Source organism: Enterobacteriaceae bacterium Kacie_13, assembly GCA_013457415.1.
In the GTDB taxonomy this organism is placed as follows: Bacteria; Pseudomonadota; Gammaproteobacteria; order Enterobacterales; family Enterobacteriaceae; genus Rahnella.
On sequence record CP045665.1, the window covers coordinates 1 to 20,014 of the forward strand.

Below are 20,014 nucleotides of genomic sequence, written 5' to 3' on the forward strand. Positions count from 1 at the left end.
GTGTCACTTTCGCTTTGGCAGCAATGTCTTGCCCGTTTGCAGGATGAACTACCTGCCACAGAATTCAGTATGTGGATACGCCCCCTACAGGCGGAACTCAACGACAATACGCTGGCGCTTTACGCTCCGAATCGTTTCGTCCTTGATTGGGTTCGTGACAAATACCTAAATAATATTAATGGCTTGCTCAATGACTTCTGCGGGGCAAACGCACCGTTGCTGCGCTTTGAAGTGGGCAGTAAACCGTTAATTCAGCGCGTGAGTCAGCCTGTTGCGGCCAGCGTCAGTTCCCAGTCCGCACCGGCGATCCCACGCCTCGCGCCCTCTCGTCCAAGTTGGGACAGCTCGCCGGTACAACCTGAGCTGTCTTACCGTTCTAACGTGAACCCGAAACACACATTCGATAACTTCGTTGAAGGTAAGTCTAACCAACTGGCCCGTGCGGCGGCGCGTCAGGTGGCAGATAATCCGGGCGGCGCGTACAACCCGCTTTTCCTTTATGGCGGCACAGGTCTCGGTAAAACCCACTTATTGCACGCGGTCGGCAACGGCATCATGGCGCGTAAAGCCAACGCAAAAGTGGTGTACATGCATTCCGAGCGCTTTGTACAGGACATGGTCAAAGCGCTACAAAACAATGCCATCGAAGAGTTCAAACGCTACTATCGCTCCGTCGATGCGTTGCTGATCGATGACATTCAATTCTTTGCGAATAAAGAACGTTCACAGGAAGAGTTCTTCCACACCTTTAATGCCCTGCTGGAAGGTAATCAGCAGATCATTCTGACCTCGGATCGTTATCCGAAAGAGATCAATGGTGTAGAAGATCGTCTGAAATCCCGTTTCGGCTGGGGCCTGACGGTAGCGATCGAGCCGCCTGAATTAGAAACCCGCGTGGCGATCCTGATGAAAAAGGCCGACGAGAACGATATCCGTCTGCCGGGTGAAGTGGCTTTCTTTATTGCTAAACGTCTGCGTTCTAATGTGCGTGAGCTTGAAGGCGCACTGAACCGGGTGATCGCCAATGCCAACTTTACCGGGCGTGCGATTACCATCGACTTCGTCCGTGAAGCGCTGCGAGATTTGTTAGCGCTACAGGAGAAGCTGGTCACTATCGATAATATTCAGAAAACAGTGGCCGAATATTATAAAATCAAGGTCGCTGACCTGCTTTCCAAACGGCGTTCCCGTTCGGTAGCCCGCCCACGCCAGATGGCGATGGCGCTGGCGAAAGAGCTGACCAACCACAGCCTGCCAGAAATCGGCGATGCGTTCGGTGGTCGGGACCATACCACGGTGTTGCACGCCTGCCGTAAAATCGAGCAGTTGCGTGAAGAAAGTCACGACATCAAAGAAGATTTCTCCAACTTAATCAGAACATTATCTTCCTAGCGCTATGAAATTTATTGTTGAACGTGAGCATTTGCTGAAACCACTGCAACAGGTCAGTAGCCCGCTGGGTGGACGACCGACGTTGCCTATTCTGGGTAACCTGTTATTACAGGTGACGGATGGCGCGTTGTCGCTGACCGGGACGGATTTGGAAATGGAGATGGTGGCGAAAGTCGCGCTGTCTCAGCCACATGAAGCGGGTGCCACCACGGTACCGGCGCGTAAATTCTTTGATATCTGCCGTGGATTGCCTGAAGGCGCGGAAATTTCCGTTGCTCTCGACGGCGACCGCATGCTGGTACGCTCAGGCCGCAGCCGTTTCTCGCTGTCAACCCTGCCGGCAACAGATTTCCCTAATCTCGACGACTGGCAAAGCGAGGTGGAATTCACCCTGCCGCAGGCCACGTTGAAACGTCTGATCGAAGCCACGCAGTTCTCGATGGCGCATCAGGACGTTCGTTATTACTTAAACGGCATGCTGTTCGAAACCGAAGGTGAAGAACTGCGTACTGTCGCGACCGACGGCCACCGCCTGGCGGTATGTTCCATGCCAATCGGCCAGTCACTGCCGTCGCATTCGGTGATCGTGCCTCGTAAAGGCGTGATGGAGCTGGTGCGTCTGCTTGACGGCGGTGACACGACGTTGCAGCTGCAAATCGGCAGCAACAATATTCGCGCTCATGTCGGCGACTTTATCTTTACCTCCAAACTCGTTGATGGCCGTTTCCCTGACTATCGCCGCGTATTGCCGAAGAATCCCGACAAAACGCTGCAAGCCGGGTGCGATTTGCTGAAACAGGCCTTCGCCCGTGCAGCTATCCTGTCCAACGAAAAATTCCGTGGTGTGCGTTTGTATGTCAGCCATAACCAGCTGAAAATCACCGCCAATAACCCGGAGCAGGAAGAAGCGGAAGAGATTCTGGACGTCGGCTACGAAGGTACCGAAATGGAAATCGGCTTCAACGTCAGTTATGTACTGGATGTGCTTAATGCGCTCAAGTGCGAAGACGTGAATCTGCTGCTGACCGACTCAGTGTCGAGCGTACAGATCGAAGATGCCGCCAGCCAGTCGGCGGCCTATGTCGTCATGCCGATGAGGCTTTGATCTGAATTAATGGCCTTAACGCGCTTACTGATAAAAGATTTCCGCAACATTGAGGCGGCGGATTTAGACCCGTCGCCCGGTTTTAACTTTCTCGTCGGTCCCAATGGCAGCGGTAAAACGAGCGTGCTCGAGGCGGTGTATACGCTCGGGCACGGCCGTGCTTTTCGCAGTTTGCAGGCAGGGCGCGTGATCCGTCACGACCAACCGGAGTTCGTTCTTCACGCCCGCGTGGATGACGGCGGCGATCGCGAAGTGTCGATCGGCCTGAGCAAAAGCCGTCAGGGCGACAGTAAAGTGCGCATCGACGGCAGTGACGGCCACAAAGTGTCCGAACTGGCGCAGATGTTGCCGATGCAACTTATCACGCCCGAAGGCTTCACCCTGCTCAATGGCGGGCCGAAGTACCGGCGGGCGTTTATCGACTGGGGTTGTTTTCATCACGACCCCGGTTTTTTTATCGCCTGGAGCAACCTGCGACGGTTACTCAAGCAGCGCAACGCCGCGCTGCGCCAGGTGAGTCGTTATGCGCAAATTCGTGCCTGGGATCAGGAACTGATCCCGTTAGCCGAGCGCATTAGCGAATGGCGGGCAGCATACAGCGAAGCGATCGCGGCTGATATCAGCGCGACCTGCGCGCAATTCCTGCCCGAATTCGACCTTAGTTTTTCTTTCCAGCGTGGATGGGACAAGGAAACTGAGTACGGCGAGTTGCTGGAGCGTAACTTTGAGCGCGACAGAGCCTTAACCTATACCGCATCTGGTCCGCATAAAGCGGATTTCCGCATTCGTGCCGATGGCACGCCGGTGGAGGATTTACTGTCCCGTGGACAGCTGAAATTACTGATGTGTGCGCTCCGGTTAGCGCAGGGTGAGTTTCTCACCCGACAGAGCGGGCGGCGTTGCCTGTATCTTCTTGACGATTTTGCCTCCGAGCTGGACGCCGACCGACGTCGGTTGCTGGCCGATCGCCTGAAAGCCACCCAGGCACAGGTTTTTGTCAGTGCGATAAGCGCTGAACAAGTGACCGATATGATGGGTGAAAAGGGCAAGATGTTCCGCGTGGAACAAGGTAAAATAGCCGTTCTATCACAGGACTAAAAATGAGCGAGAAACGTTGATGTCGAATTCTTATGACTCCTCAAGTATCAAGGTATTAAAAGGGCTGGACGCGGTGCGTAAGCGCCCCGGCATGTATATCGGCGATACCGATGACGGCACTGGTCTGCACCACATGGTATTCGAGGTTGTGGACAACGCTATCGACGAAGCCCTCGCGGGCCACTGTAAAGAGATTCAGGTCACGATCCATGCGGATAACTCTGTTTCCGTGCAGGATGATGGTCGTGGTATTCCTACCGGCATTCACGAAGAAGAGGGCGTTTCTGCTGCTCAGGTCATCATGACCGTACTTCATGCCGGCGGTAAATTTGACGATAACTCGTACAAAGTCTCCGGCGGTCTGCATGGCGTGGGTGTTTCCGTCGTTAACGCCCTGTCGGAAAAACTGGAGTTGGTTATCCGCCGTGAAGGCAAAGTGCATACCCAGACTTATGTCCACGGTGAGCCGCAGGATCCGCTGAAAGTGGTCGGCGATACCGATACGACCGGTACGACCGTGCGCTTCTGGCCAAGCTACGCCACCTTTACCAATCAAACGGAATTCGAGTATGACATTCTGGCGAAACGCCTGCGTGAATTGTCATTCCTGAACTCTGGTGTGGCGATCCGCCTGCTCGACAAACGTGACGGCAAGAACGATCACTTCCATTATGAAGGCGGCATTAAAGCTTTCGTGGAATATCTGAACAAGAACAAAACCCCAATCCACCCAACTGTGTTCTATTTCTCCACCGTAAAAGACGATATCGGTGTGGAAGTGGCGTTGCAGTGGAATGACGGTTTCCAGGAAAACATTTACTGCTTTACCAACAATATCCCTCAGCGCGACGGCGGCACCCATCTGGTAGGCTTCCGTTCTGCGATGACCCGTACGCTCAACGCGTATATGGATAAAGAAGGCTACAGCAAGAAATCTAAAATTAGCGCCACCGGTGATGATGCCCGTGAAGGCCTGATCGCCGTGGTTTCGGTAAAAGTCCCGGATCCTAAGTTCTCCTCTCAGACCAAAGATAAACTGGTTTCTTCCGAAGTGAAGACCGCGGTTGAGTCTCTGATGAACGAGAAGCTGGTTGATTATCTGATGGAAAACCCGGGCGACGCGAAAATCGTTGTCGGCAAAATCATCGATGCAGCCCGTGCGCGTGAAGCCGCGCGTAAAGCACGTGAAATGACCCGTCGTAAAGGCGCGCTCGATCTGGCCGGTCTTCCGGGCAAACTGGCTGACTGTCAGGAACGCGACCCGGCACATTCCGAACTGTATTTAGTGGAAGGGGACTCAGCGGGCGGCTCTGCAAAACAAGGCCGTAACCGTAAGAACCAGGCGATTCTGCCGTTGAAAGGTAAGATCCTCAACGTTGAGAAAGCGCGCTTCGACAAAATGCTCTCTTCGCAGGAAGTGGCGACGCTGATCACCGCGCTCGGTTGCGGTATTGGCCGTGACGAATACAATCCGGATAAACTGCGCTATCACAGCATCATCATCATGACCGATGCCGACGTCGATGGTTCTCACATCCGTACCCTGTTACTGACGTTCTTCTACCGTCAGATGCCTGAAATTGTTGAACGTGGCCACGTGTTTATCGCGCAGCCACCGCTGTACAAAGTGAAGAAAGGCAAGCAGGAACAGTACATTAAAGATGATGAAGCGATGGATCAGTATCAGATCTCCATCGCGATGGACGGGGCAACGTTACACGCCAACGCCCACGCACCAGCACTGGCGGGCGAACCGCTGGAGAAACTGGTGGCTGAACATCACAGCGTGCAGAAAATGATTGGCCGTATGGAACGTCGTTATCCGCGTGCGCTGCTGAATAATCTGGTCTATCAGCCAACGCTGGCGGGTGCTGAACTTGCCGACGAAGCGAAAGTGAAAGAATGGATTGAAACGCTGGTGTCTCGTTTGAACGAGAAAGAGCAGCATGGCAGCAGCTACAGTGCGATTGTGCGCGAAAATCTTGAACATCAGCTGTTCGAGCCAATCCTGCGCATTCGTACTCACGGTGTGGATACCGACTATGATCTCGATGCAGACTTCATTCAGGGCGGCGAATACCGCAAAATCTGTACCCTGGGTGAAAAATTGCGTGGCCTGATCGAAGAAGATGCTTATATCGAACGTGGCGAACGCCGTCAGCCAGTGACCAGCTTTGAGCAGGCGCTGGAATGGCTGGTGAAAGAGTCGCGTCGCGGTCTGTCGATTCAGCGTTATAAAGGTCTGGGCGAAATGAACCCTGAGCAACTGTGGGAAACCACAATGGATCCAACACAACGTCGCATGCTGCGCGTGACCGTGAAAGATGCTATCGCGGCGGATCAGCTGTTCACCACGCTGATGGGCGATGCGGTTGAACCGCGCCGCGCCTTCATCGAAGAGAACGCCCTTAAAGCTGCCAATATCGATATCTGATAGAGCGCTGGCCGATAAAGAACAGAGTCCGAACCGGGAAACCGCTTCGGACTTTTTTTTCGTCTGACGCGATCCGCATTCTGTTGGCTTTACAGGTTGTGATCGCGTTAGCATTGAGAAAGATTATTCCAACTCTGAGGATGCTATGGCTATTGAATTGATTGCAATTGATATGGACGGCACGTTGCTCAATCCGCAGCATGAAGTGACACCTGCCGTTAAAAAAGCGTTGTCAGAAGCACGGGCTAAAGGTGTGCAAATCGTTCTGGCGACCGGACGTCCGTTTGTCGGTGTGCAGCGTTATCTGATGGAACTGGATTTACAGCAGGACGGATGTTACTGCATCACCAACAACGGTGCGCTGGTACATAACGCGAAAGATGGCAGTGTGATTGCCGAAGTATCCCTCAGTATTGAAGATTATCACTACTTCGAGAAACTGGCGCGTGACCTCGGTGTACATTTCCATGCGCTGACTAAAACCGATTTGTTCACCGCTAATCGCCACGTCAGCAGCTATACCGTGCATGAATCTTTCACTACCGGCATTCCGTTGCAGTTCTGCCCGGCAGAAGAGATGGAGCCGACGCTGACCTTCCCGAAAGTGATGATGATTGATGATCCCGAGTTGCTGGACAGCGCCATCAGCCAGCTGCCAGCAGAAGCAAAAGAAAACTACACCATCATGAAAAGCTCACCGTATTTCCTCGAAATCCTGGATAAACGCGTTAATAAAGGCGAAGGCGTGAAAGTCCTGGCAGAAAAACTGGGTATCGCGCGTGAAAGTGTGATGACGCTGGGCGATCAGGAAAACGACATTGCGATGCTGGAATACGCCGGGATCGGCGTCGCGATGGGCAATGCGCTGGACAGCGTCAAAGCCGTCAGCCAGTTCGTCACCAAAACCAACACCGAAGACGGTGTGGCGTTTGCTGTGAATAAGTTCGTGTTAGGGCAGTAAATCCCTCCTGATATCTCCGGCCTGTTTTTCTGAAAGCAGGCCGTTCACCTCCGTCTCCCCTTTCTGATCCCTTCCTTCCTGATGAACATACCTGAATTGTCTGTTTTGTGATCTGGATTGTAGTACAAAATTATAGTTTGGTACTACTATATCCATGTATTCAGCAGGGAAGCTTATAAGATTGTGCAGCAATCCAGAGACCGGCAAGGGTCTGAGCGGTAAAGTAGGGTTTTATCCTTCAGCCCCGGAGAAGTTATGCCTTCACATGAAATCAGTAAAACCGACCGTCTGGTCCTGGAAATGGGTCAGCAAATTGTCAGCGGAAAATATATTCCCGGCGCGGCACTGCCTTCTGAAATGGAGCTTTGCGAGCAGTTCGATACCTCGCGCAACATTATCCGCGAAGTATTGCGCTCGCTGACGGCGAAACGGCTGGTCGAAATCAAACGTTATCGCGGCGCTTTTGTCAGTCCGCGAAATCAGTGGAATTACCTCGATACCGACGTTTTGCAGTGGGTACTGGCCAGTGATTACGACCCGCGACTGATCGCTGCCATGAGTGAAGTACGTAATCTGGTGGAGCCGGCGATTGCGCGCTGGGCAGCCGAAAGGGCGACCTCCGGTGAACTGGCGGTGATCGAAGAAGCGCTGAACAACATGATCGCTAATCATCAGGACCGCGATGCGTTTAACGAAGCGGATATTGGCTTCCATGAAGCGGTGCTGGCGGCGGTACACAACCCGGTTTTACAGCAGCTGAGTATCGCCATCAGTTCATTGCAGCGGGCGGTGTTTGAAAGAACGTACATGCCGGATGACGACAACATGCCGGTGACGTTGCAGGAACATCAGGAATTGTTCCACGCAATCCGGCATCAGGATGCCAACGCGGCGGAGCAGGCGGCCATGAAAATGATTGCCTCTTCCACGAAACGACTCAAGGATATTACATGACAGCAAGCTATATCGCGCTGGACTGGGGTTCCACCAACCTGCGCGCTTTTTTGTATCAGCAGGGAGAATGCACCGCAGAAGTCCGTTCAGAACGGGGAATTACCCGGCTGGAAGGCACCACGCCACAGCAGGTATTCAACGACGTGATTGCACCATGGCAATCCTTAAATCTCCCCGTGATTATGGCGGGGATGATTGGCAGTAATGCTGGCTGGGTGGATGTACCTTATCTTGCCGCACCGTTTTCCCTCAATGCGCTCGGGCAACATCTTTACCCTGTCCACGCCGCATTGCCGGTAAAAGCATGGATTGTGCCGGGGATCAGCGTCAGTCGTGACGACAACTGCAACGTGATGCGCGGCGAAGAAACTCAGCTGCTCGGCGCGGTTCATGATTCTCCTGCCTCCGTGTATCTGATGCCCGGCACTCACAGTAAATGGGTTGAGACTGACGGCAGTCAGGTTCTTGATTTCCGGACAGCCATGACCGGCGAACTTCACTATCTTTTGATGAATCATTCGCTGATCGGCAAAGGTTTACCCGCGCAGCAACCTGCCGCCGATGTCTTCCTGCAAGGGCTCAGCAAAGGTTTCAGCCAGCCGGACATCACCGGTCGCTTATTTGAAGTGCGCGCGGCGCATGTGCTGAACCGGCTGGACAAATCTGCCGTCAGCGACTGGCTTTCCGGCTTACTGATTGGCAGTGAAGTCGCGCAGATGCTCAGGCTTTTTGGCCATCATCATTCGGTCACCCTCATCGGAAATCCGCAGCTGACTGAACGTTACGCGCAGGCACTCCGTCTGGCGGGAGTCAGCTGGCAGGCTTTCGATGGCGATCAGGCTTTTCAATCAGGAATAAGGAGGATCGTAAATGCAATGGGCAACTGAAATCCCGCTTATCGCCATTCTGCGCGGCATTCGTCCGCAGGAAGTGAATCAGCATATTTCCGTCCTGCTGGAGGCCGGTTTTGACGCGGTAGAAATCCCGCTCAATTCACCGGACTGGCAGGAAAGTATCCGGCTGGCAGTAAGCACGTTTGGCGCGCAGGCGCTTTTGGGTGCGGGTACCGTGCTGGAACCGCAGCAGGTTGATGTACTTCATTCGCTTGGCAGCAAACTGGTGGTCACGCCGAATATCAATCCGCAGGTTATTCGCCGGGCGGTAGAACTGGGCATGACGGTTTGCGCCGGTTGCGCGACCGCCACCGAAGCGTTTACAGCACTGGAAGCCGGTGCGCAGGCGCTGAAAATCTTCCCGTCATCGGCTTTCGGCCCCGACTACATCAAAGCCCTGAAAGCGGTGCTGCCCGCACGTGTTCCGGTATTTGCCGTCGGCGGTGTGACGCCTGAAAATCTGGCGATCTATCTCAATGCGGGCTGTGCCGGTGCAGGCCTCGGCAGCGATTTATACCGCGCAGGCCAGACGCCAGAAACGACGTCGCTCCAGGCCAAAGCATTTATCCAGGCTTATAAGGATGCAACACAATGAAAGTCACCAAACTGACCACTTACCGCCTGCCACCGCGATGGATGTTTCTGAAGATTGAAACCGATGAAGGTATAACGGGCTGGGGCGAACCGGTTATCGAAGGGCGTGCGCGCAGCGTTGAAGCGGCGGTCCATGAATTGAGTGAATACGTTATCGGGCAGGATCCGGCGCGTATTAACGACATCTGGCAGACGTTGTATCGTGGCGGATTTTACCGTGGCGGCCCGATCCTGATGAGTGCGATTTCAGGTATCGATCAGGCACTGTGGGACATCAAAGGTAAAGCGCTGGGCGTACCGGTTTATCAGCTGCTGGGCGGTCTGGTGCGCGATAAAATCAAAGCCTACAGTTGGGTGGGCGGTGACCGGCCATCAGAGCTGATTGATGGCATCAACAAACTGCGCGCCATCGGATTTGATACCTTCAAACTGAATGGTTGTGAAGAAATGGGCATTATAGAAAACGCCCGGCAGGTGGATGCTGCCGTCGCACAGGCTGCGCAAATCCGCGCTGAGTTCGGCAATGAAATTGAGTTTGGTCTGGATTTCCATGGTCGTGTCAGTGCGCCGATGGCGAAAATCCTGATCAAAGAACTCGAACCTTATCGCCCGTTATTTATCGAAGAGCCGGTGCTCGCCGAGCAGGCCGAATATTACCCGCGTCTTGCTGCACAAACGCATATTCCGATTGCTGCCGGTGAACGCATGTTCTCACGCTTTGATTTCAAACGCGTGCTGGCCGATGGCGGTCTGGCGATTGTGCAACCTGATCTCTCGCACGCTGGCGGGATCACTGAATGCTTCAAAATTGCGGCGATGGCCGAATCCTACGATGTCGCGCTGGCTCCGCATTGTCCGCTCGGGCCGATTGCGCTGGCTTCCTGTCTGCATCTTGATTTCGTCTCCCGCAATGCCGTGCTTCAGGAACAAAGTATGGGCATTCATTATAATAAGGGCGCTGAATTACTCGATTTCGTCATTAATAAAGACGATTTTAAAATGACCGACGGTTATTTCTATCCGTTAAATAAACCCGGCCTGGGCGTGGAAATAAATGAAGACCTGGTGATTGAACGCAGTAAAAATGCTCCTGACTGGCGTAACCCGTTGTGGCGTTATCCTGACGGTGCCGTCGCTGAATGGTAATTACCTGTCATCTTTCAAACGTTTTCTGCGTTGGCTGCTTTCATTCACCCAGGTCACTTACTTAAGTAAGCTCCCAGGGATTCTTTCAATTGCCGCCTTGATAACGTTCGAATGATTTAAGGTAATAATCTAAGTGATTACAAACATTAAATAATCAGGGAAATTTCTGAGTCACCCTTACGCCTGTTAGTCAGAATAACCATTACCAGGAAATAAAAATGGATACCACCCTACAAGTCAGACCAACAAAAAGACGTTACGTCACCTTATTCATGATCTTCATTACAGTTGTTATTTGTTATGTCGATCGCGCGAATCTGGCTGTCGCGTCTTCCCATATTCAGCAGGAATTCGGAATAAGCAAAACGCAGATGGGATATATCTTCTCCGCCTTTGCATGGACCTATACCGCCTGCCAGATCCCCGGCGGCTGGTTCCTTGACCGGTTCGGTTCGAGGGTGACTTATTTCATCGCCATTTTCGGCTGGTCAGTCGTCACCCTTTTACAGGGATTTGCTGGCGGATTAGCGTCACTGATTGGGCTGCGCGCCGTGACGGGCATGTTTGAAGCACCCGCTTTCCCGACTAATAACCGCATGGTGACCAGTTGGTTCCCGGAACAGGAACGTGCCTCGGCGGTAGGTTTCTACACCTCCGGTCAGTTTGTCGGACTGGCGTTTCTGACTCCTCTGCTTATCTGGATCCAGGAAATGCTCAGCTGGCACTGGGTGTTCATTATCACCGGTGGCATCGGTATTATCTGGTCGCTGCTGTGGTTCTGCGTGTATCAGTCGCCGCGTAAAAGCAAAGGCGTGAATGCAGAAGAGCTGGAACATATCCGCGCGGGTGGCGGCATGGTGGATGGCGATGCACCGGCTGATAAAAAATCACGAACTCCGCTGACATCCGCAGACTGGAAACTGGTATTTAACCGCAAACTGGTCGGGGTTTATTTAGGACAATTTGCTGTCGCGTCAACGTTATGGTTTTTCCTGACCTGGTTCCCTAATTATCTGACCCAGGAAAAACATATTGCGGCGCTCACCGCCGGATTTATGACAACGGTACCTTTCCTCGCGGCCTTTTTCGGCGTGTTATTATCCGGAATGGTGGCGGATAAACTGGTGCGTAAAGGTAAGTCGATTGGTTTTGCGCGTAAATTACCGATCATCTGCGGGTTGTTATTATCTACCTGCATTATGGGGGCGAATTATACCAATGACCCGATGTGGATCATGATATTAATGGCGCTGGCTTTCTTTGGAAATGGTTTTGCCTCTATTACCTGGTCGCTGGTTTCATCATTAGCTCCGGTAAGATTAATCGGGCTGACCGGGGGTGTATTTAATCTGGCAGGCGGTTTAGGCGGAATTACCGTTCCGTTAGTTGTCGGTTATTTGGCACAGGATTACGGTTTTGCCCCGTCATTAACTTATATTTCCGTTGTCGCTTTACTGGGTGCACTTTCTTATATCTTCCTGGTGGGTGAAGTGAAACGTGTCGGAGATTGCTGAAGATTGCCACTGCCGTTTGAGTCCCCTATTCTTAGGCATACTTTAAACGGCAGGGCGCGCCTGAACGCATGAATGAAAAACAACTCACTACTGATGCCCGCGGGCATCAGCTGACCAATATCAACGTCTGGACGCCGGACAGTCAGTGGCTGGTGTATGACGTGCGTCCGCACGGCGGCTCTTTCACCGGTTCGACCATTGAGCGTGTGAATGTGAAAACCGGCGAGACGGAAGTCCTTTATCGTGCCGGTGAAAATGCTCATGTGGGCGTGGTCACAGTCAGCCCGGTCCAGCCGGTCCGTTATGCGTTTATTCATGGTCCGGAAAACCCGGATGCCTGCTGGCAGTATGATTTCCATCATCGCCGCGGTGTCATTGTCTCTGAGCCGCAGCGCGCCCAGGCCGTGACGCTCGATGCGATGGACATCACCGCGCCGTTTACGCCCGGCGCTTTGCGTGGCGGTACGCATGTTCACGTTTTCAGCCCCGACGGCTCCCGCCTCAGCTTTACCTACAACGACCATGTTTTGCATGAACTGAATCCTGCTCTGGATTTACGTAACGTCGGTGTCGCCTTATCCGGACACCCCGTCATGCCGCCAAAACATCATCCCCGCGAATACGATGGCAGCCATTTCAGCGTGCTGGTCAGCGAAACAACGTCCCATCCGCGGCCTGGCAGCGATGACATTAACCGTGCTTACGAAGAAGGCTGGATCGGGCTCGAAGGCTATGTCAAAACAGGCGGTTCACGTCAGCGGTGGGCGCTGGCCTTTATTGGCGACACGCTTTCCGCCAGCGGAGAAAAGCATCCGGAAATTTTCGTGGTGGATCTGCCGGAAGACGACGCGGATTACCTGAAAGCAGGGGGAAAACCGTTGCAGGGAACGCCGGACACGCTGCCTGCGCAACCGTCGGGCGTGAAACAGCGGCGCATTACGTTTACCGAAAAAGGCGTCGCCGCTCAGCCGCGTCACTGGTTACGGTCTTCGCCGGATGGCAGCCAGATTGCGTTTCTGATGAAAGATGAAAAAGACGTGGTGCAGTTCTGGACGGTGTCGCCCAATGGCGGCAAACCGGTGCAGATCAGCCATTCGGCCAGCGGAATTCAGTCGGCGTTTAGCTGGAGCCCGGACGGAAAATCGCTGGCGCTGGTGTGTGACAACAGCGTGATGCGCCTTGATGTAGCTACGGGTGAAATGACCCGGTTGACGGACAGAACGGAGATTGCGCCTTGCGCCGACGCTGTGGTCTATTCGCCGGATGGTAGCAAAGTAGCATTCATGCGTCAGTGCGGGGAATTTGCTCAGATTGCAGTAACATCCAGCCGCTAACGCGATGTCTAAATCTCACCGGCCTGCTTAGGCCGGTTTGTTTATGGCGGCGCGGGACTATTTTTTGTGAGTCGATGATTTCTGTGAATGCGTGGTGGCGGACATCGGCGGGACATGATCGATATCAACGCCGTTACTCAGCGCGAGATTACGCTCTTCGCTAGCCTTGATGCGATCCCGTGCTGTCACGGTGCCGCTGCGGAAATAGTCATACGGCAACAGAACGGTATCAAGCACGGCGCTGAATGGCAGATCCAGCAACAAAAGCGGCGTCATTGCCCAGCTGGTGTCATCACTCTTCATCATTTCCACGTCCGAGCGTGTGCCCGAATAATATCCCGTATCGCCACCGGTATGGGTCATGACGCTGGAACAGCCGCTGGTTGCTAAAAATGCGCATCCGGTTATCAGCGGCGCTAGTACAAATTTCTTCATGTTAGAACTCATCTTATGCTGTCAGGCTGAGTTTTTTTCGTCAAAACGACTTATACCACTCAACTAAAAAATTTAACAAAGCATGCTGTAGCTCTGTGGCTGCGATCTCATTAAGTGTAATGACTATTTGAAATCTTGCTGAAAACCGTCCTTATTCGCAGGCAGTTCTCTGTCACGCATTTTGTCTTTTGTTTTTTTACTGTTCCGGCCAGCCAAAAATTTTCGATTTTTTTGTGGTGCCGGACTTGAAAATTTTTCTTTAGTCGCCATTTTTATTTTACGACGCAGGAAGAGATACGCCGGAAGGGTATTTCCTCTTTCAGAAAAAATGTGTCGCTGGCCTGTCCTAAGGGAAGGTCTTAAACAAATATACTCGCTGAATATCAGGAGAAGTAGTAATGCGTAATTTTGACTTATCCCCGCTGTACCGTTCTGCTATTGGTTTTGACCGTTTATTTAATCTTATCGAATCGGGTCAGAATCAGGGCGGCGGATATCCTCCTTATAATGTCGAGCTGGTGGATGAAAACCATTACCGGATTGCGATCGCGGTAGCCGGTTTTGCCGAGTCCGAGCTGGACATCACGGCCCATGACAACATGCTGGTGGTCAAAGGTGCACATGCACCGACAGAAACCGACCGCACTTATTTATATCAGGGCATCGCTGAACGTAATTTCGAACGCAAATTCCAGCTGGCTGAGCATATTCAAATTAAAGCTGCCAACTTAGCGAACGGTTTGTTGTATATCGATCTGGAACGCGTCGTTCCTGAATCATCCAAACCGCGGCGTATCGAAATTCGCTAATTCACGGGCTGTCGAAATTTTAAAAACCTTATGTGAAGACAGCCAGAAAATGAAAAAGTTTAGGCTCGCCGTCAGGGAGCTGCCCCGTCACAGCCAGAATGGCCGACGGGATTGTTAATCTCGCTTCAAAGAAGGAGTTACACCATGCGTAATTACGATATTTCCCCATTACTGCGTCAGTGGATTGGTTTCGATAAATTGGCCAGTTCCATGCAGGGTTCTGACCAGGCATTTCCGCCGTATAACATCGAGAAGTCAGACGATAACCACTATCGCATCTCGCTGGCGCTGGCTGGATTTAAACAAAGCGATCTGAATATTGAAGTGGAAGGCCCGCGTTTGACCGTCAGCGGCACGCCGGCACAGCCTGAAACCAAAGTTGAGTATCTGCATCAGGGGCTCGTCATCAAGCCATTTACCCTGAGCTTCACGCTGGCTGAGCATATGCACGTATCAGCTGCGGAGTTCGTCAACGGCCTGCTGCACATCAGCCTGGTGCGTGACGTACCGGAAGCGCTGCAACCGCAGAAAATCGCGATAGGCAGTGACAAACCGGCGCTGGAAAACCAGGCGTCATAAGTTGTTAAGCATTAAGCACAAAACAGAACCGGGGCGATGAGCCCCGGTTTTTTTATGTTCTGAAACAGGTGATACTGACGAGGCGTAATGGGCTACTGATTTTCCGCGTGAGCTTTTTCCACTTCTTCCGCCAGAATCTTCACGCCGCGCTCAATTTGCTCTGAATCGGGCACGTAGTTCATACGCATACACTGGTGGGTGTGCGCCCACGGATGTTCCAGTCCGGGGAAGAAGTAATCGCCTGGCACCATCAGCACGCCGCGCTGTTTCAGGCGCTGATACAGCACTTCGGTGGTGATCGGCAGATCTTTAAACCACAGCCACAGGAATATCGCGCCTTCCGGTTTATGGATCAGACAGCGTTCTTCCGGCAGATAACGGCGCAGCGTGGCAATAGTTTCCTGCACGCGTTGATAATAAAACGGTTTGATAACTTCTTCGGAAAGCCGCAGTAAATCGCCTCGCAAAATCATTTCATGCGCAATGGCCGGGCCGACGCTGCCTGCCGACAGGCTGATAATCCCGTTCATGTTACTGATCGCTTTAATGATTTTCTCATCGGCAATCACGATGCCGCAGCGTGAACCCGGCAGGCCGAGTTTCGACAGGCTCATGCACAGAATAATATTCGGGTTCCACAGTGGCGTCGCCTCGGTGAAAACGATGCCAGGAAACGGCACGCCATAGGCGTTATCAATGAGCAGGGGGATATTTTTCTGTTGCGCCAGCGCGTCGAGGCGGATCAGCTCTTCGTCAGTAATCACATTGCCGGTCGGGTTGGTCGGGCGTGAAACGCAGATCAGGCCGATGTCTTCGGTAATGTTGAGGTGATCAAAATCGACGTGATATTTGAACTGGCCTTCCGGCAGTAGTTCGATGTTCGGTTTGGCGGAGACAAACAGATTTTCATCCAGGCCGGCGTCTGCATAGCCCAGATATTCCGGTGCCAGCGGGAACAGGACTTTGGACATGCTGCCGTCAGCGCGACGTCCGGCGAAGAGGTTAAAGAGATAGAAAAAGGCGCTCTGGCTGCCGTTGGTCAGCGCGATGTTTTGCGCGTCGAGCTGCCAGCCCAGTTCTTTTTGCAACATCTCAGCCAGCGCATGACGCAGCACGTCTTTGCCCTGCGGTCCGTCGTAGTTACACAAGGCTTCCGTCAGTTTTCCCGCGGCCAGCATCTCGCTAAGCAACGTCTGGAAATAGTCCTGCATCTCAGGAATTTGCGCCGGATTGCCGCCACCGAGCATTACAGCGCCGGGCGTGCGTAAACCGTCATTCATGTCGCCCATCAGACGGGTGATGCCTGAAAAACGGGTAAATTTGTCACCGAAAGCAGAAAACGTCATAGAAAGCTTTGTATGTTATCGAAATGTGATACCCACAATAACGCCTGCGGCTAAGCAGTGCAATCGGGCTACCGGGTTTTGAAATGTCCTTCCCTGCACAGGTATTGGCAGGGAAGGATAGGGGCAGGGTGTTCTTTGTGACTTACTTCTTCAGGACTTCCGGGTTCACGCAGAACTCTTTCACGTCACCTTTCAGGGCGGCAATCAGATTATCGACGGCACAGGCGGCCATATCGTAACGGGTTTCATGCGTGGCGGAACCGATATGCGGTAGCGCAACCACGTTCGGCAGGCTCAGCAGTGGAGAGTTTTTCGGCAGCGGTTCAGTCTCGAACACGTCCATGCCCGCGCCATAAATTGTACCGGCTTTCAGTGCTTCAATCAGGGCAGGCTCATCGATTACCGGGCCACGACCGGCACTTATCAGGATCGCGCTGGATTTCATTTTTGCCAGTTCGTCTTTGCCGATCAGATGGAACGTTTGTTCGGTCATCGGCAGCAAAATACAGACGAAATCAGATTGTTTGAGCAGCTCATCCAGCTCGCATTTACGCGCGCCAAACTTCTCTTCGGCTTCTTTATGCTGACTGCGGGCGTTATAGAGAATCGGCATGTCGAAACCGAAATGCGCGCGTTGCGCCAGCGCCAGGCCGATTCGCCCCATGCCGACGATACCCATGGTTTTATGATGCACATCGGTGCCGAACCAGTCCGGGCCAACGTTATCGGTCCATTCACCGGCTTTTACGCGTTCTGCAACATTCACCACGCGACGCGCAGTGGAAAGCACCAGAGCCATAACGGTATCGGCCACGGTATCGGTCAGCGCGGTCGGCGTATGCATCATCGGGATTTCACGACGCGTCAGTTCCGCCACGTCGAAATTATCGTAACCGACGGAAATGGTGGATACCGCACGCAGGCGCGGCGCATGGTCAAACAGCTCTTTATCAATCTTTCCGCCAGATCCCAGCAGACCCTCGGCATTTTGCAGCGCATCAAACACCGCAGGACGGTTTTCATCAGTGATGCCATCAAATTCGGTGATAGCGAAATGCTGCTCGAGACGTTGATGCAAATCGGCTGGCAGTTTTTTGTACAGAACAATAGACGGCTTCATCAATTATTACTCCCCTGAGTTAAGGAAACATCTTCGGATTTTGTGGCGGCCTGTCGCGGTTTCACCAGCAGAGTTAACCCTGCTGAGAGTACGAGTGACACGGCCATAAAAATAAAGGAAGCGGAAGGGCTGCCGGTATTGCCGTTCAGATAACCGACAAACCACGAACCAAAGAACGAGCCCAGCGCACCGAGACTGTTGATCAGCGCCATGGCGCCACCGGCGACATTTTTAGGCAACATTTCAGGAATGATGGCGAAGAACGGGCCGTAAGGCGCATACATCGCGGCGGCGGCAACCACCAGCAAACCATAGGACAGCCAGAAGTGGTGACTGCCTGCTGCCCATGAGCCGAAGAATGCCAGCGCGCCGAGAAGCAACAGCGGCCAGACGAACAGCTTACGGTTTTGCATTTTGTCGGAGGCCCACGACACCACAATCATGGCAATGGTGGCGGCCAGATACGGCGCGGAGGACAACCAGCCCGCTTCGACCATGCCCATCTCTTTGCCATCGTGCAGAATCGACGGCAGCCATAGCACAAAGCCGTACACGCCGATACTCCAGAAGAAATATTGCAGGCACAACAGAATGACGCTGCGCGAACGGAAGGCTTCACGATAGCCGCCGACCGCCTGAATGTCTTTCTGCTCTTTTGCCAGCTGGTCGCTCAGGGCTTTCTTCTCCTGCTCGCTCAGCCAGCCAACCTGTTCTGGCTTATCTTTGACGGTAAACCACCAGATGATCGCCCAGATCACCGCCGGAATACCTTCAAAGATAAACATCTCGCGCCAGCCAAAGGATTCAATCAGATAGCCGGAAAGCACCGACATCCACAGGACGGTGACCGGATTTCCGAGGATCAGAAAGGTATTGGCGCGGGAGCGTTCAGATTTGGTGAACCAGTTGCTGATGTACACCAGCATCGCGGGCATCACAGCGGCTTCCACCACGCCGAGCGCGAAGCGGATCGCTGCCAGCATCGGAATGTTGTTCACTACACCGGTGAGTGATGCAAATCCACCCCACAGCAGTAAGCACCAAAAAATCAGTTTCTTAACGCTGCGACGCTCGGCGTAAATGGTGCCGGGGATTTGGAAAAAGAAATAACCCAGGAAAAACAGCGCGCCGAGCAGGGACGACATTCCTTTGGTGATACCGAGATCATCATTAATTCCGGCGGCCGAGGCGAAGCTAAAATTCGAGCGGTCAACATATGCCAGACTGTAAGTGATAAACACGATCGGCATGATGTACCACCAGCGACGCGGCGCGATCCTGGACGGCTTCATAACGGTTCTCCTGATTATTCGTCACAATGACGTACAACCTCTTGTTGCCATGATTTACAGACGTAATAAGTCGACGTAATACCTGGTCATGGCGGTCAAATTTTCACCTTCGAGCGGAAATTCGATACCGCGCGGTACATCCTGGGGCAGCGCTTTGAGCAACGCTTTCCAGCTGCCGTCGCTGTCATCGAGCGCTACGGCGTGCCATTTTCCGGCGCGTTTCTCCGCCGCTTTCACATGCACGTACCCGACGTGACGCGCCAGACGTTCCGCCGCAGTGGCCGGATCTTGTCCGACCCACAGCCAGTTCGCCATATCAAACGTCATGGTAAGCGGCAGGCGCAGCGATTCAGCAGCAAACATAAAGGCATTGATGCGCGACAAAATCCCGCATTCGCTCGACTGGTCATTTTCCACCACCAGCTTCACTGGCTGCGAGGCCAGCAACACTTTCAGTGGCGTCAGATCAGCACCCGGCTCAAATTCACCCAGTGAAAACTTAATGGTGCGGGCACCTAACACTTTTGCCTCTTCAAAATACTGCTCAGCATCCGGATTCAGCTTGCCGCCCGGAACAAACAGCGCGAAGGGCACGGAATAGACCGAAAACAGCCCGTGTTGTTGAATTTTCTCCGCCAGCTGCGGCAACGCATCCAGCTCCGTATCGGAGAATAATTCACGGCGGATCTCCACCCCGTCAGCTTTTGCACCGGCAATAATCGGAAGCAGTTCTGCCTGCCCGCCAAGGGCTTTCACTACACTGTTACCGTACGCGGCGGTAACGATGACGATCTCTCTTTGCATGACTCTCTATCCTGTTAATACGCACCGCATTGCGGTGCCAGCGACCGTTTAGAAGACCTAATCTTAGTGGAACAAATGGCTAAACGTGTTCTTGTTAATAATTTGTTTCGCTTTATACAACCTAATTGGAACCGGTTCCAATCGAAAGGCCGTAAAGCCAGAAACATGATCCCGCTCACGAAGAACGGGAGATAAAAGGGGGAG

The 20,014-nt window shown here is 53.0% G+C and carries 18 protein-coding genes; 13 read left to right on the forward strand and 5 right to left on the reverse strand.

The annotated features are described in order from the left end of the window. The 11 genes from dnaA (at position 1) to GE278_00055 (ending at position 13,425) form a co-directional block, all read left to right on the forward strand. Complete coding sequence (dnaA, locus tag GE278_00005; protein QLK59261.1) at positions 1-1,392, forward strand: chromosomal replication initiator protein DnaA; 1,392 nt, start codon at positions 1-3, stop codon at positions 1,390-1,392. 4 nt (positions 1,393-1,396) lie between these two features. Further along, entirely contained in the window at positions 1,397-2,497 is a 1,101-nt protein-coding gene (dnaN, locus tag GE278_00010) for a DNA polymerase III subunit beta (GenBank protein ID QLK59262.1), read from the forward strand. A 9-nt stretch (positions 2,498-2,506) separates the two neighbouring features. Further along, positions 2,507-3,595 carry a DNA replication/repair protein RecF gene (gene recF, locus GE278_00015; GenBank protein ID QLK59263.1) on the forward strand — a complete coding sequence of 363 codons (1,089 nt, stop codon included), beginning with the start codon at positions 2,507-2,509 and terminating at the stop codon, positions 3,593-3,595. A gap of 19 nt (positions 3,596-3,614) precedes the next feature. Continuing rightward, positions 3,615-6,029 (forward strand): DNA topoisomerase (ATP-hydrolyzing) subunit B, encoded by a 2,415-nt coding sequence (gene gyrB / locus GE278_00020; GenBank protein QLK59264.1) that lies wholly within the window; start codon positions 3,615-3,617, stop codon positions 6,027-6,029. 145 nt (positions 6,030-6,174) lie between these two features. Then, complete coding sequence (locus tag GE278_00025) at positions 6,175-6,990, forward strand: sugar-phosphatase (protein QLK59265.1); 816 nt, start codon at positions 6,175-6,177, stop codon at positions 6,988-6,990. A gap of 255 nt (positions 6,991-7,245) precedes the next feature. After that, a complete protein-coding gene (locus GE278_00030) occupies positions 7,246-7,944 on the forward strand; it encodes an FCD domain-containing protein (protein QLK59266.1) in 699 nt (232 codons plus the stop codon). Further along, positions 7,941-8,831: a 2-oxo-3-deoxygalactonate kinase gene (locus GE278_00035; GenBank protein QLK59267.1), complete on the forward strand. Its 891-nt coding sequence runs from the start codon at positions 7,941-7,943 to the stop codon at positions 8,829-8,831. The genes GE278_00030 and GE278_00035 overlap by 4 nt, the downstream gene beginning before the upstream one ends. Further along, positions 8,815-9,432 (forward strand): 2-dehydro-3-deoxy-6-phosphogalactonate aldolase, encoded by a 618-nt coding sequence (locus tag GE278_00040; GenBank protein ID QLK59268.1) that lies wholly within the window; start codon positions 8,815-8,817, stop codon positions 9,430-9,432. Before GE278_00035 ends, GE278_00040 begins: the two co-directional genes overlap by 17 nt. After that, positions 9,429-10,577: a galactonate dehydratase gene (dgoD, locus tag GE278_00045; GenBank protein QLK59269.1), complete on the forward strand. Its 1,149-nt coding sequence runs from the start codon at positions 9,429-9,431 to the stop codon at positions 10,575-10,577. The genes GE278_00040 and dgoD overlap by 4 nt, the downstream gene beginning before the upstream one ends. A gap of 218 nt (positions 10,578-10,795) precedes the next feature. After that, positions 10,796-12,091, forward strand: a complete 1,296-nt coding sequence (locus GE278_00050) for an MFS transporter (GenBank protein QLK59270.1) — start codon at positions 10,796-10,798, stop codon at positions 12,089-12,091. A gap of 68 nt (positions 12,092-12,159) precedes the next feature. Then, positions 12,160-13,425, forward strand: coding sequence for a DUF3748 domain-containing protein (locus tag GE278_00055; protein ID QLK59271.1), 1,266 nt, complete (start codon positions 12,160-12,162; stop codon positions 13,423-13,425). A gap of 57 nt (positions 13,426-13,482) precedes the next feature. On the opposite strand, the gene GE278_00060 is transcribed toward GE278_00055, so the two are convergent. Then, positions 13,483-13,860 (reverse strand): YceK/YidQ family lipoprotein, encoded by a 378-nt coding sequence (locus tag GE278_00060; protein QLK59272.1) that lies wholly within the window; start codon positions 13,858-13,860, stop codon positions 13,483-13,485. 398 nt (positions 13,861-14,258) lie between these two features. Here GE278_00060 and ibpA point away from each other — a divergent pair, with 398 nt between their 5' ends. Both ibpA and ibpB read left to right on the forward strand, forming a co-directional pair. Beyond that, positions 14,259-14,669 (forward strand): heat shock chaperone IbpA, encoded by a 411-nt coding sequence (gene ibpA / locus GE278_00065; GenBank protein ID QLK59273.1) that lies wholly within the window; start codon positions 14,259-14,261, stop codon positions 14,667-14,669. A gap of 144 nt (positions 14,670-14,813) precedes the next feature. Then, entirely contained in the window at positions 14,814-15,248 is a 435-nt protein-coding gene (gene ibpB, locus GE278_00070; protein QLK59274.1) for a heat shock chaperone IbpB, read from the forward strand. A 92-nt stretch (positions 15,249-15,340) separates the two neighbouring features. Here ibpB and GE278_00075 read toward each other — a convergent pair whose 3' ends face one another. The 4 genes from GE278_00075 to GE278_00090 form a co-directional block, all read right to left on the reverse strand. After that, positions 15,341-16,594 (reverse strand): valine--pyruvate transaminase, encoded by a 1,254-nt coding sequence (locus GE278_00075; protein QLK59275.1) that lies wholly within the window; start codon positions 16,592-16,594, stop codon positions 15,341-15,343. A 142-nt stretch (positions 16,595-16,736) separates the two neighbouring features. Further along, on the reverse strand, positions 16,737-17,714 hold the full coding sequence (gene ghrB, locus GE278_00080) for a glyoxylate/hydroxypyruvate reductase GhrB (GenBank protein QLK59276.1): 978 nt from the start codon (positions 17,712-17,714) through the stop codon (positions 16,737-16,739). Continuing rightward, positions 17,714-19,006 (reverse strand): MFS transporter, encoded by a 1,293-nt coding sequence (locus GE278_00085; protein QLK59277.1) that lies wholly within the window; start codon positions 19,004-19,006, stop codon positions 17,714-17,716. Before GE278_00085 ends, ghrB begins: the two co-directional genes overlap by 1 nt. A gap of 54 nt (positions 19,007-19,060) precedes the next feature. Then, a complete protein-coding gene (locus tag GE278_00090; GenBank protein ID QLK59278.1) occupies positions 19,061-19,810 on the reverse strand; it encodes a sugar phosphate isomerase/epimerase in 750 nt (249 codons plus the stop codon). Positions 19,811-20,014: the final 204 nt, after the last annotated feature.